The organism is Pseudomonas cremoris, from assembly GCF_014230465.1.
The window spans coordinates 33510-47848 of sequence record NZ_JAAXCY010000015.1; the positions used below are offsets into that span (position 1 = coordinate 33510).

General features: G+C 61.2%; 9 protein-coding genes. 8 read left to right on the top strand and 1 reads right to left on the bottom strand.

The genetic code is table 11. The annotated features are described in order from the left end of the window. Positions 1-196 precede the first annotated feature (196 nt). The 6 genes from HF257_RS29515 (at position 197) to HF257_RS29540 (ending at position 7137) form a co-directional block, all read left to right on the top strand. On the top strand, positions 197-1522 hold the full coding sequence (locus HF257_RS29515) for a C4-dicarboxylate transporter DctA (protein WP_185706310.1): 1326 nt from the start codon (positions 197-199) through the stop codon (positions 1520-1522). Positions 1523-1693: 171 nt separating this feature from the next. Beyond that, positions 1694-2395, top strand: coding sequence for a FadR/GntR family transcriptional regulator (locus HF257_RS29520; protein ID WP_185705553.1), 702 nt, complete (start codon positions 1694-1696; stop codon positions 2393-2395). Between the two features lie 17 nt (positions 2396-2412). Beyond that, complete coding sequence (locus HF257_RS29525; protein WP_185705551.1) at positions 2413-3099, top strand: GntR family transcriptional regulator; 687 nt, start codon at positions 2413-2415, stop codon at positions 3097-3099. Between the two features lie 72 nt (positions 3100-3171). After that, positions 3172-3708, top strand: coding sequence for a sigma-70 family RNA polymerase sigma factor (locus HF257_RS29530; protein ID WP_185705549.1), 537 nt, complete (start codon positions 3172-3174; stop codon positions 3706-3708). Beyond that, positions 3705-4634 (top strand): FecR domain-containing protein, encoded by a 930-nt coding sequence (locus tag HF257_RS29535; RefSeq protein WP_185705547.1) that lies wholly within the window; start codon positions 3705-3707, stop codon positions 4632-4634. The genes HF257_RS29530 and HF257_RS29535 overlap by 4 nt, the downstream gene beginning before the upstream one ends. Positions 4635-4728: 94 nt before the next feature. Continuing rightward, complete coding sequence (locus tag HF257_RS29540) at positions 4729-7137, top strand: TonB-dependent siderophore receptor (RefSeq protein ID WP_185705545.1); 2409 nt, start codon at positions 4729-4731, stop codon at positions 7135-7137. 213 nt (positions 7138-7350) lie between these two features. On the opposite strand, the gene HF257_RS29545 is transcribed toward HF257_RS29540, so the two are convergent. Next, a complete protein-coding gene (locus HF257_RS29545; protein WP_185705543.1) occupies positions 7351-12210 on the bottom strand; it encodes an NAD-glutamate dehydrogenase in 4860 nt (1619 codons plus the stop codon). A gap of 480 nt (positions 12211-12690) precedes the next feature. Here HF257_RS29545 and HF257_RS29550 point away from each other — a divergent pair, with 480 nt between their 5' ends. Together HF257_RS29550 and HF257_RS29555 are read left to right on the top strand one after the other, a co-directional pair. Then, the gene (locus HF257_RS29550; RefSeq protein ID WP_185705541.1) at positions 12691-13044 is read left to right on the top strand and encodes a hypothetical protein; all 354 of its coding nucleotides are present in this window, start codon (positions 12691-12693) and stop codon (positions 13042-13044) included. Between the two features lie 334 nt (positions 13045-13378). Continuing rightward, positions 13379-14338 carry an AAA family ATPase gene (locus HF257_RS29555; RefSeq protein WP_017739127.1) on the top strand — a complete coding sequence of 320 codons (960 nt, stop codon included), beginning with the start codon at positions 13379-13381 and terminating at the stop codon, positions 14336-14338. Position 14339: the final 1 nt, after the last annotated feature.

The following is a 14339-nucleotide window of genomic DNA, read 5'->3' on the forward strand; positions in this document are numbered from 1 at the left end:
CGGCGGATGATAAGCGAAAAAATTTTAAGCCCCCAACCGCTCAAGCACCGCCCTCGCCGACCAACTGGTCATACCGGGTCTGGTCAACCACCTAATTTTTACTTGTGATTTCAAAAAAGCACGGCGTAGACTGGCTCCGCGCTGGACTTACCGGTATGACCACAACAATTAAGCCCTGGAACCACCAGGGCACCGAATAGAGATCCCTCCCATGCTCAGATGGTGCTCGCGTTCGATTTTCCTGCAAGTCGTGATTGGTCTGATGCTCGGCATCATCTGCGGCCTGGCCCTTCCCGAATTCTCCTCGCAACTCAAACCCCTGGGTGACGGCTTCATCAAGCTGATCAAAATGCTGATTGGCCTGATCGTATTCTGCGTGGTGGTCAGCGGTATCTCCGGCGCTGGCGACCTGAAAAAGGTCGGGCGCATCGGGCTCAAGTCGGTGATCTACTTTGAAGTGCTCACCACCGTCGCCCTGGTAATCGGCCTGATCATGGCCTTCAGCACGGGTATCGGCCAAGGCGCCAACATCCACCTGGAACAACTGTCGTCTGCCGGCCTCAATGAATTGGCCGACAAGGGCCAGCACATCCGCGGCACCAGTCAGTTCCTGATGGACCTGATCCCCAACTCGGTGATCGGCGCGTTTGCCGACAACAACGTGCTGCAAGTGCTGCTGTTTTCGGTACTGTTCGGCAGCGCGCTGAACCTGGTCGGCGAAGCAGCGTCCGGGATCTCGCGGCTGATCAACGAGCTGAGCCATGTGATCTTCCGCATCATGGGCATGATCGTGCGCCTGGCGCCCATCGGTGTGTTTGGTGCGATAGCCTTCACCACCAGTACCTACGGCCTGGACTCGCTGCAACACCTGGGTAGCCTCGTGGGGTTGTTCTACCTGACCTGCTTTGCGTTTGTCGGGATCATCCTTGGCCTGGTGATGCGCCTGTCCGGCCTGCGCATGTTGCCGCTGCTCAAGTATTTGCGTGAAGAACTGCTGATCGTGATGGGCACTGCCTCCTCCGACGCCGTGCTGCCACAGATCATGCGTAAACTCGAACACCTGGGCATCGGCAGCTCCACCGTAGGCCTGGTGATTCCGACGGGGTATTCGTTCAACCTCGACGGGTTTTCCATCTACCTGACCCTCGCCATTGTGTTTATTGCCAACGCCACCGGCACGCCACTGTCGATGACCGACTTGCTGACCATCCTGCTGGTATCGCTGATTACCTCCAAGGGCGCCCACGGGATTCCGGGGTCGGCCCTGGTGATCCTGGCGGCGACACTCACTGCGATCCCGGCGATTCCGGTGGTAGGCCTGGTGCTGGTGCTGGCGGTGGATTGGTTCATGGGCATCGGTCGTGCGCTGACTAACCTGATCGGCAACTGCGTGGCCACCGTGGCAATTGCCCGTTGGGAAAAAGACATCGACATCCAGCGCGCCAACAAGGTGCTCGACGGCCAGCAAGGCTATGCCTTCCAGGCCAAGAAGCCGGTGTTGCCGGCGCATCAGGAGTTCTGACGCTTTTTATGAGCGACACAGGCTAAATGTGGGAGCGGGCTTGCTCGCGAATGCGGTGGTTCAGCCTGTAAATGTGGTGACTGACACACTGCATTCGCGAGCAAGCCCGCTCCCACATTTGGACCTTTGCCAATTTCACTATTGTGTTTGCAACATGAAGGAGAGGTAGACGTGATCAGCACCTCAACCGTCGTCAATTCAGTGGTAGAAAAACTACGCGCCGCCCTCAAGCGCGGCCAGTGGCGCCAGGGCGAAATGCTCCCCGGCCAACGTGAACTGGCCGAACAGATGGGCATCAGCCGCCCGAGCCTGCGCGAAGCGGTCATCGTGCTGGAAACCCTCGGCCTGGTGCGTTCCATGCCCGGCAAAGGCGTGGTTGTGCTGGAAACCAGCATCAGCGAGCCACAATCGGCCGACGCCGTGGCCGACGCCAGCCTGGAAGACATCCTGCAACTGCGCTACACCCTCGAACCGTTCATTGTCGGCCTGGTCGCACAGTCCATCAGCAGCAAGGAAGTCGGCCAACTGCGCCTGACCCTGATGGACATGCGCGAAGCCCTCGACGCCGAAGACGCCGAGGCGGGCATGAATGCCTATATCGACTTCCACGAAGAACTGTTTGCGCTGACGTCCAACCCGATCTTCCAGAACGTGGTGCAACAAACCAGCAACGCCCTCAAGCAGAGCGCCCAGGTGCTGCGCAATTCGCCGGAACACCTGGCCGAACGTCTGCGGGAAAACGAGGCCGTGGTGCGCGCCATCCGCAACAAAAACAGCGCCCTGGCCAGTGCCGAAATGCGTCGGCACATCCTCCAGGAAGGCCTGCGCATGGGCATTCGCTTGAACATCCCGGACGACCATCTGGGCAGCTGATTTATTGGAGACCGGCCATGACTGCTTACGCGTTGCAACGCGACCCTATCTTCCCTGCCCTGCGCTTGATCGCCGGTAAAAAGCCCTCGGTGGATGACATCTACCCGCGCCTGTTCGACGCCATCCTCGAACAACGCATCGCCCCCGCCAGTCGTTTTACCGAAGAGAGCCTGGGCGATACCTTTGGTGTGAGCCGCAGCGTGATCCGCCGGGTTCTGGCCAAACTGTCCCACCAACAAGTGGTCATCCTGCGCCCCAACCAACGCGCCCAGGTCGCAGCGCCGGATGCACAGCAAACCCGGCAGATCCTCGAAGCCCGACGCCTGACGGAAATCACCGTGGTGCAGCTGGCGTGCGTGCATGCCACGCCGACTCAGGTGCGCCAGCTACGCGATTTGATTGCCCGCGAGCGTGAATGCATTGAAAAGGATCAACGTGGACCCGCGATTCGCCTTTCCGGGGAGTTCCATTTGCAATTGGCAGCCATGGCGCGGAACGCACCGTTGGCGCAATTTCTCAACAGCCTGGTGCCGCTGACCTCGCTGGCCATCGCCCAATTCGAGGCAAAAGCCTGCACCTACTGCGCGTGGCAGGAGCACGGGGCGATTATCGATGCGGTGGAGCAGCGGGATGCCACGATGGCCGTCGCGCTAATGACCCAACACCTGGATCACTTGGAATCCAAGCTGCTGAAACTCAACTGATCGCGGCACCCGGTTGTCACCTGCGAGGGAATAATTGATAATCGCTCTCATTCCCGCCCAGACAGTTGCACTATGCCGCCAGCCACCGCCCTCGCCCGCCCCGACGCCTCAGCCCTGCGCGAACAGATTCTGAGGCAGTTGTTCGGCGATCATCACGGCTGGTTGCTCGACCGTCTGCGCGCTCGCCTCGGTTGCCGTCACGATGCTGCCGACATGGCCGCCGAAACCTTCGTGCAGGTCGTTGCACTGCCCGCACCGCAGACCATCCGCGAACCCCGCGCACTGCTGACCACAATCGCCAAACGGCTTATCTACGACACCTGGCGTCGCCGCGACCTGGAGCGGGCCTACCTGCAAGTGCTGGCCGCCCAGCCCGAGGCGGTCGAACCCTCCCCCGAAGAACGCGCACTGACCATGGAAAGCCTGATGGCCGTGGACGCCCTGCTCGACGGGCTTTCGCCACGGGCCCGTACTGCGTTCCTGTGCAGCCAGCTGGATGGCATGAAGTACGCCGACATCGCCGCCATGCTCGGTGTATCCACCATTCGCGTGCGCCAATACGTCGCCAAGGGGCTGCGCCTGTGCTGCCGTGAGTTGCTTGAACCATGAGTTCGCGTGCCGCTATCGAAGAAGCCATTGAGTGGAGCGCCTGCCTGCGGGATGAGTCGTTGCTGCCCAGCGAGCGCCATGCGTTCGAGCGCTGGCTCGACGCCGACCCATTGAATGCCCAGGCCTGGAATGCCGTGCAAGGCCAAGTGCAACGCGTATTGATGCCGGCTGGCGAAACCCATGCCCGACGCGTACTTCAAGCCCCGCGCCCGAGCCGTCGCCATCTGCTGCGTGGCGCCTTGGCCATTGCCGGGATGGGCGTAGTCACTCAGGTATTGCGCCAGCCGGGCATGCCATTGGCAGAGTTCAGCGCCGACCTGCGCACCGGCACTGGGGAGCGCCTGAACACCCAATTGGCCGATGGCAGCCGCCTGGTACTGGATGCCCAAAGCGCCGTGGATATCGAAATGGGCACGGATGTGCGCCGACTGTCACTGCGCACCGGCAAGATTATCCTCGACGTCAGCCACGACCCACGCCCCTTCAATATCCTCACCACTTTTGGCAGCGTCCAGGCCAATGGCACTCGGCTGATGGTGGCGGCCTATGAATCATTCACCCACGTGTGGGCCTTGGGTCCAGGCGTGCGCATCAGCACCCGCAGCAACGCGCAGCTGGCATTGCAACCGGACCAGGGCGCACGCTTCAACGACCTCATCGAACGGCTGGCCGCCAACCGCAGCGGCGAAAGCACTTGGCAGGACGGCTGGCTCAACGTGCAGGACTGGTCGCTGGGCGACGTGATCAGCGCTTTGCAGCCATACCGCCGAGGCATCTTGCGCGTCAGCCCAAACGCCGCCCGCCTGCGGGTCTCCGGCGTGTTCTCCCTCGACCACAGCGACCGCGCCCTGGCAGCACTGGCGCAAACCATGCCGCTGCGCATCCAGCGCTACAGCGATTGGTGGGTCAGCGTCGACCTCGCCTGAATTATTTTTGCGCGCGCCTATATCGCTTTTTCACTCTCGTTGGACATACCCCATGAACCGCCCACGAATGCGGACCGCCAATGGAGCCCTCGTTATGTCCCGCTGCACCCGTACCCTTTTCCCGCTAGCATTGCTGATGGCGCCCATGGCCCACGCTGCTACGTTCGACCTGCCGCCCGCCGGCCTCGCGACCACCTTGGGCCGCATTGCTCAGCAAAGCGCGCGGGAAATCGTCTATGAGCCGAGCCTGGTCTCTGGCCTTCAAGCCCCCGCCGTGCGCGGTGACATGAGCACCGAACAGGCATTGAGCCGTGCGCTGACGGGCTCCGGCCTGGGCCTGGACACCACCGAAGGCGGCGTGTTGACCCTCAAGCCACTGCCCTCCGGCACAGTCAACCTGGACGAAACCAGCATCAACGCCCGCGCGGGCGACGCAGAGGAAATCGGCGACACCAGCTACGTGGTCAAGCGCAGCCGTGGCGGGACCAAGACGGACACCCCGTTGGTTGAGGTCCCACAGTCGATCTCCGTCGTCTCGCGCAAGCAGATGGATGACCAGGCGGTACAGGATGTGAGCCAGGCGGTGCGCTACACCCCAGGCATCTACGGCGAATACACCGGCAGCAACAACAGCCGCGAACAGTTCCGCGTACGGGGCTTCTCACCGTATGTGTTCCAGGACGGCCTGATGCTGCCCTACGGTGAAAGTGGCCAGGGCAGCATGTCCGAGCCCTACGGCCTGCAAAGTGTCGAAGTGCTGCGCGGCCCGAGCTCCATGCTGTACGGCCAGAGCCGCCCGGGTGGCCTGATCAACCTCACCAGCAAATTGCCCACGGCCACGCCGATCCACCAGATCCAGGTACAAGGCGGCAGTCACGACCTCAAGCAACTGGGCTTCGACTTCGGCGGCCCGCTGGACGACCAGGGCGAATGGAGTTACCGCCTGACCGGCCTGATCAAGGACAGCGGCACCCAGGTTGATCACGTCGACAACAACCGCAACTTCATCGCCCCGGCGCTGACCTGGCGCCCCAACGATGACACCACCCTGACCCTGCTGGCCCAATACCAGCGCGACTGGGGTGGTACCACCGAGCAGTACTACCCGCAAAAAGGTTCGCAACAAGGCTCGCCCTGGGGCCACATCGGCAGTGATACATTGCTCGGCGATCCGAACTACGACCAGTTGCGCCGCGAAAGCTACCAACTCGGCTACCTGTTCGAGCATCACCTGAACGACACCTGGACCCTGCGTCAGAACCTGCGCTGGAGCAAGGTCAACATCCAGAACCGCTCGGCGTTCAACAACGGCTATGCCAGCGCCACCAGCCCAACGTTGCTGCGCCTGGCGTCGGACATCAAACGCAACATCCAGATCTTCAACGTCGACAACCAGGCCCAGGCCCGTTTCAACAACGGCGCGCTGGAACACACCTTATTGATGGGCGTGGATTTTCGCCGCAACGCGCTGGACAACGATGTGGTCAACGGCACGTTCACCTCGATCAACCCCTACAGCCCGACCTACAACGGCAGCGTAAGCAACCAGTACGTCGGCCGCGACATGTACCAGACCCAGAAGCAAACCGGCATCTACTTGCAGGACCAGATCAAGCTCGACCGCTGGCTCCTGACCTTGGGCGGCCGTTACGACTGGGCCAAAGCCACCAGTGACTTCCGCCCGGACCGCGCTACGCCACGTGATCGAGTGATCAAGCAAAACGACGAAAAAGGCACCTGGCGGGCTGGCCTCGGTTACCTGTTCGACAACGGCGTGATGCCGTACTTCAGCTACTCGCAATCCTTCGACCCGACGCTCAACACCAGCGTCAGCGCGACCACACCGATTTTCAAACCCACCGAAGGCGAGCAATACGAAGCCGGCGTTAAATACCAGCCGCCAGGCCAGGACAGCTTTATCACCGCCTCGGTCTACACCCTGACCCAGAAGAACCTCACCACCGTCGACCCCGTGGACATCCGCAACACCGTGCAAATCGGCGAAGCGCGCAGCCGTGGGTTTGAGCTGGAAGGCAAGGCCGTGTTGAGCCACAACCTCTCGTTGCTCGCGTCGTACACCTACACCGACAGCGAAATCACCCAGAGCGGCTATGTAACCTCGGCGTATACCGATAAAGGTTACGAGTTGCCGTTTACACCGCGTCACCAAGCTTCGGCGTGGTTGGATTACACCCTGGACGATGGCCCACTCGCGGGCCTCGGCCTGGGCACGGGCGCACGGTACACCGGTGTGTTGTGGGGCAGCTCTGCGGTATCGACCACGGCGGCGCGCAGCCGTATCGAAAGCGGCAATGTGACAGTGTTCGATGCGGCGGTGCATTACGACTTGGGCAAGCTGTCGAGCGAGTTGCAGGGCACGCGGGTGGCCGTGAATGCCAGCAACCTGTTTGACAAGGATTACGTCACGGCCTGCACCAACAACACCGCGTGTTACTACGGCCCACGCCGCAATGTGACCGCTACCCTGACCTACGACTGGTAACCCCCCCTTGAGGGTAATGGAGACCTAATGTGGGAGCGGGCTTGCTCGCGAATGCGTTGGGTCAGCCAATGAACCTGTTGACTGACACACCGCATTCGCGAGCAAGCCCGCTCCCACATTTGCTCCTCATTGTTTGATCAATAGTGTTCCAACAAAAAGCCCCCGTATCTCGCGATACGGGGGCTTTTGGTTTTCAGCGTTTGATCAAGCCAGTTACACCACCGACTGACCACTCAACGCCAGGTCCAGCAACTCACGGTTGGCCACCGCGTACATGGCGTAGTCCGTACCGACGGCAGCACGAATTTCCACCATCATCGCCACCCAACGATCTGCCATGTCCTTGTGCTGCTCAAGCCACAGGGCCACGCGGGCTTCCATGTCTTGTGGCGCGTCGGCCATTTGCAGAACGGAGATGGTGATCGCTCGCTGCTGCCAGTCCACGTCGTCGCGGAACGCTTCGCGGGCCTGGGCTTGCCAGTTGTTGGCCACTGGCAGATCGCTGATCTGCTGCAGGTACCATGGCAGGTCCAGGGCGCTACCGACGGCGAAGTAGGCCTTGGCCACTTCGGCGGCGTCGTGCCCGGTGACGTCGGCGGCTTCGATGATCGGCAGCAAGGTGTACAGGTGAGTGGTACCTGCAACCATACGGGCCAACAGCTCAGGCACACCGGCTTCGGTGTATTTGCCGTAGCGGTTCTGCCAGCCTTCGCGGGTCGGGCCTTCCAGCAGTTCGTCGAGCTTGAGGCCCAGCGCTGCCAGGTGCGGACCGAAGTGCGCGGTGTCGCGACCAGCGTCCTGCTCGTTGCGACGGCTGCGCAGGAACCAGCGTGTAGCACGGCGGCCCAGGCGCATCAGCTCGTCCATCAGCTCCAGTTGCACGTCAGCGGAAACCTGGTGGTCCAGGGCTTCGATCTGGCGGAACCAGTGCGGGAGATGGAAGATGTCACGCACGATCACATAAGCGCCCGCCACGTTCGCCGGGCTCATGCCGGTCGACTCTTTGAGTCGTTGAACGAAGGTGATACCCATGTGGTTAACCAGGTCGTTGGCGATCTGGGTGCTGACGATCTCGCGCTTCAGGCGGTGACGGCGCATGGCCTCGCCGAACTTGGCGACCAGGCTCGGTGGGAACGCGGTCTCCATGTCACGGGTCAAGTAGTCGTCATCCGGCACCAGCGACTTGAGCAACGCTTCCTTGAGGTCGATCTTGCTGTACGAGATCAGCACCGACAGCTCTGGACGGGTCAGGCCCTTGCCCGTCGCGGCGCGCTCGACGAGCTGCTCCTCGGTCGGCAGGTACTCGATGGCGCGGTCCAGCTTGCCACGGCCTTCCAGGTCGCTCATCAGGCGCTTGTACTCGGCAGCACGCTCGTAGGCACGGCGCGCCGCCAGGGACAGGGCCTGGGTCTGCTTGTAGTTGTTGCCCAACACCAGGTTGCCGACTTCGTCGGTCATGCTCGCCAGCAACTGGTTGCGTTGCTTGTCGGTCATGTCACCGGCCTGCACCACTTCGTTGAGCAGGATCTTGATGTTCACTTCGTGGTCGGAGCAGTCCACGCCACCAGCGTTATCAATGAAGTCGGTGTTGGAGCCGCCGCCATTGAGGCCGAATTCCACACGACCCAGTTGGGTCATGCCGAGGTTACCGCCCTCGCCCACCACCTTGCAGCGCAGCTCGTTGCCGTTGACGCGCAATGCGTCGTTGGCCTTGTCGCCCACGTCGGCGTGGCTTTCAGTGCTGGCCTTGACGTACGTACCGATACCGCCGTTCCACAGCAGGTCTACCGGCGCCTTGAGCAAGGCATTCAGCAGTTCGGTCGGGGTCAGCTTGTCGGCCGCGATGTCGAAACGTTCTTTCATCTGTGGCGAGATGGCAATGCTCTTCGCGCTGCGCGAGAAGATACCGCCGCCTTCGGACATGATGCTGGTGTCGTAGTCGGTCCAGGCCGAACGCGGCAGCTCGAACATGCGCTGGCGCTCGACGAAGCTGGTAGCCGGGTTCGGGTTCGGGTCGATGAAGATATGCAGGTGGTTGAACGCTGCGACCAGTTGCAACTTGTCGGACATCAACAGGCCGTTACCGAACACGTCACCGGCCATGTCGCCGACGCCCACCACGGTGATGCTGTCTTCCTGCACATTGATGCCGCGCTCACGGAAGTGACGCTGCACGCCGACCCACGCGCCTTTGGCGGTGATGCCCATTTTCTTGTGGTCGTAACCGGCAGAACCACCGGAGGCGAACGCATCGCCCAGCCAGAAGCCGTAGTCGATGGCGATACCGTTGGCGATGTCGGAGAAGGTCGCAGTGCCCTTGTCCGCTGCTACCACCAGGTAGGGGTCATCGTCGTCATGACGCACGACGTTGGCCGGCGGCACCAGGGCGCCGTCTTTCAGGTTGTCAGTGATGTCCAACAGACCGGAAATGAAGATGCGGTAGCAGGCGATACCTTCGGCCGCGATCTCGTCACGGCTGCCACCCAGCGGCAGGCGACGCGGCAAGAAGCCGCCCTTTGCACCCACCGGCACGATGACCGAGTTCTTCACTTGCTGGGCTTTTACCAGGCCGAGCACTTCGGTACGGAAGTCTTCTTCACGGTCGGACCAGCGCAAGCCACCACGGGCCACGTTGCCAAAGCGCAGGTGCACACCTTCAACCCGCGGCGAGTACACGAAGATTTCAAACTTCGGCACCGGTTTAGGCAGTTCAGGAATGGCGCGCGGGTCGAACTTGAAGCTGAAGTAGGACTTGTTCTGGCCGTTGGCGTCGGTCTGGTAGAAGTTGGTACGCAGGGTGGCCTTGATCAGGTCCAGGTAGCGACGCAGGATGCGGTCTTCGTTGAGCACCTGAACGTCGTCCAGGGCGGTGAGGATCGCTTGTTCCAGGCGCTGCTGCTTGTCTTCCAGGTCGTCGGCGGTGAGCTTGCGCGCCAGGTAGAAGCGGGTCTTGAACAACCGGGTCAACTCGCGAGCGATGTCGGTGTGGTTGTTCAGGGTGCTGGCGATGTAACCCAGGTCAAAGCCCAGGCGGATCTGCTTGAGGTAGCGGGCGTAGGCACGCAGCAAAGCCACGTCGCGCCATGGCAGGCCAGCGGTCAGCACCAGGCGGTTGAACGCATCGTTCTCGGCGTCGCCATGCACGATGTGTACGAACGCGTCCTGCAGGGTGTCGTTGAGCTGCTGGATATCCAGGTTCACGCCTTCGGCGGCGATGAACGCAAAATCATGGATCCAGAACTCACGGCCATTGGCGTGACGCAGGCGATACGGGAACTCACCCAGCACGCGCAGGCCGAGGTTTTCCAGGATCGGCAGCACGTCGGACAGCGCCAGCGGGGTGTCGGCGTGGTAGAGCTTGCAATGCAGCTCACGCTGACCGGAGACCTGGCCCAGCGGCTGGTAGAAGCTCATTACCAGCGGGTTGGCTTCGGTCAGGCTGTTGAGGTGCTGCATGTCGACCACGGCCGAATGCGCAGCAAAACGCTCGCGGTAACCGGCCGGGAAGCCTTTCGGGAAATCCGCCAGCACGTTGGTGCCTTGGGCTTCGCCGAAGCTTTCCACGACCAGGCTGGAGTAGTCGTCCTGCCAGCTGCGGCAGGCCTGCACCACTTCTTTTTCCAGTTGCAGCGGGTCGATGTCGAGGCGGTTCTTCGGGTCAACCCGCAGAATCAGCTGCACACGAGCCAGCACGGATTCGGAGAAGAAGGTCCAGAACTCGCAATCCGAGGCTTTCAGGCGATCCATCAGCACTTGCTGGATCTTCTGGCGCACTTCGGTGGAATAGATGTCACGCGGCACGTAGGCCAGGCAGTAGCAGAAACGACCGTACGGGTCTTTGCGCAGGAACACGCGAATCTTGTTGCGCTCCTGGATCTGCACGATCGACATCACGGTGCTGAACAGTTCGTCTACCGGGGTTTGGAACAGGTCGTCACGCGGCAGCACTTCAACGACTTGCGCCAGTTCCTTACCCAGGTGAGCCTTGGCCTGGAAGCCCGAACGGCGTTCGATTTCCGCGACTTTGCGACGGATATAAGGGATGACCCGCACGCTTTCGCCGTACACCGACGAGGTGTACAGGCCCATGAAGCGGTGTTCCTTGATGACCTTGCCGTCGGCGCTGATCTCACGGATCGACACATAGTCCGGGTAAGCCGGACGGTGTACGCGGCTTGGGTGCGCCGCCTTGGCAAACGACAGCACGGTGGGTTCACGCAGGTAAGCAACGGCGTAGTCTTCGATGCGCGTGTCTTCGGCAGTCAGGCCGGCACGCAGCAACTTGGTCAGACCGAGGAAGGAGTTGGTGTCATATTCGATATGACCGCCGTCCGCCTCGTCACGTACCACGAATTCTTCATAGCCGAGGAAGGTGAAGTGGTTGCCCACCAGCCATTCCAGGAAGCTCTTGATCTCGGCTTTTTCTTCGCCATCAATCGCGAACTGGCTAGCGTCGACACCGGCCAACAGATCCTGGACCTTGGCTTTCATCGGTTCGAAATCGGCCACGGCCACGCGCACTTCGCCCAATACCTGCTCAAGCTCTTTGCTCAGCACATTCAGTTCGGCGGCGTTGGCGCAGCGGTCGATTTCCAGGTACATCAGCGATTCTTGCTGGATGCCTTCGCCCTGGGTACCTTTTGGCAGGATTTCCAGCAGCTCGCCCTTGGCACCACGGCGCAAGCTGAGCACGGTGGTTTGCAGGGTGTGGATGCTGTAGCCACGGCGGTTCAGCTCGGTACGCACCGAGTCCACCAGAAATGGCAGGTCATGGTGCAGCACTTCGACCGCGGTGTGGGTCGACTGCCAGCCATGACGTTCGTAATCGGGGTTGTACACCCGTACTTGCGGTTGGGTGTGGTCAAAGCGCTCAAGCAGGCGCCACGCAGAGAGGGTGCAACCGGCCAGGTCGGAAAGGCGACGCTGGGTCAGTTCGTCCAGGGAAATGATGCCGAAGAATTGTTCAGCGAACAGCGCCACTTGTGGCAGTGCCTGTTCACTGATGTGCTGCGCCAGTGCCGCTTGCAGTTGATGCTGGAAGTCGGCCTTGCTGGCTGCGGTGAAGAACGCCATCTGTGGTACTCCGCTTGGGCTTGTTATTGATGAAAGCGTCGCGTGTTATCCCCTTGCGGGGAGACCGTCAGCTCTGTTCGCAGGTTAACCATAGCGAATCGGAGTGACAGGTGGGTGAAGCTGGACAAGACACTCAGGTCACATACAACGCCCACAAGATGCACACCCTGCCGGGTGACGGTACGACGGGCAGGTCAGGCGCCCGGCTCATGCACATCCGTTGCGCAGCTTAACGAGTGTAGGAAGACAGCTGCTTGCGACGCTGCGACATATTCGGTCATCGGTACGCAGGCTTGGAGTTGCGACTCTTGCAACCCTCTACTTTCGGGAGAAAAACCCGCTGTTTTAGCCGTCGCTAGTACCGGAAATGACTGATACAGCCTGTCAAGTCATGCCCTGTGTCTGACACAGGATGCAGCACAAAATTCGCCGCAGTGGCACAATTGCCGGCATTACGCCCTACCCCAGACAGGATTCCCCATGCTGCAACTGAAAACCGACGCCCTGATGGTCACCCCGTGCGACGACGAAGAAGACAACATGGCCATGCTCTGCTGCCACGGTAAAAACGGCGAAATGTTCATGCTCACCCGTTACCCGGATGAAGAGGAAGTAGAACTGACCTGGGACTACGAGCCATCGACCCTGGACGGGCTGAAAGTCACCCTGAGTGACACGACCCTGCTGGTGGAACTGGCTGCCGGGGACGCGGACGCGTTAGGCGGCAAGGATCAGCTTGAGATCACCCACACCACCGCTGCCTCGGACCTGCCTGAAGTCGAAGAAACCCTGCAAAACATCCTCAAAGGCACCGGCACCTTAACCCGAATCTGATTTCCTGCGCCTAACGGGCTGTTGTAGTGAGCGGGCTTGTCGAATCGTAGCACCGCCCGCGCTGGGTGGCGAAGCCGCCCCAACCCAACCACCGCGCCCGCTCAGATAAGTCTCGGTCGCCTGGATTAGGGGCGGCTTCGCCACCCAGCGCGGGGCAAGCCCGCTCACTACACAATCCGTCCAATTCGCAGTGGCCACACAAAAATCCTACAAGTTTTGCCAAAAATACCCGTTACGCCGTTAGTCGCCGCCCCCCTCGATGCATTAAAGTAAGCCTCCCTAGCCCGGCGTTTTTACTCGACACCAGGGCGTACCTCTCCAGGAACCGTCATCGATGGAACATCGTGAAGCGCTGCTTGCGCTGCGAACCTTTCTTTCTACGCAGATTCTCGGCCAGGAAAAACTCATCGATCGCCTGCTGATCGCCCTGCTCGCCGACGGGCATATGCTCGTCGAAGGCGCGCCAGGACTGGCCAAGACCAAGGCCATCAAGGAGTTGGCCGAAGGCATCGAAGCGCAGTTCCATCGAATCCAGTTCACCCCCGACCTGTTGCCCGCCGATATCACCGGCACCGAGATCTATCGTCCGGAAACCGGCAGTTTTGTGTTCCAACAAGGGCCGATCTTCCACAACCTGGTGTTGGCGGACGAAATCAACCGCGCGCCGGCCAAGGTGCAATCGGCCTTGCTCGAAGCCATGGCCGAGCGCCAGGTCAGCGTCGGGCGCAGCACTTACGAGCTGTCGCCGCTGTTTTTGGTGATGGCCACGCAAAACCCCATCGAGCAGGAAGGCACCTACCCGCTGCCCGAAGCCCAACTCGACCGCTTCCTGATGCACGTGAAAATCGGCTTCCCCGACGCCGCCGTCGAACGCCGCATCCTGCAACAGGCGCGTGGCGAAGCCCTCAACGGAGAAACCAAGCCCGAGCGCCGCGTCAGCCAGCAGGCGATCTTCGCCGCCCGCAAGGAAATCCTCGGCCTGTACATGGCCGACGCGGTGGAGGAATACCTGGTGCAACTGGTGATGGCCACGCGCACCCCGGCCAAGTTCGACCCGGAGATGGCCGAATGGATCGCCTACGGCGCCAGCCCACGCGGCTCCATCGCCCTCGACCGCTGCGCCCGTGCACACGCCTGGCTGGCCGGGCGCGACTTCGTGAGCCCGGAAGACATCCAGGCGGTGCTGTTTGACGTGTTGCGCCACCGCATCATCCTGTCGTTCGAGGCCGAAGCTGCTGGCATTGACCAGGACCGCGTGGTGCAGCGCATTCTCGATGTCGTTGCCGTCGCTTGAA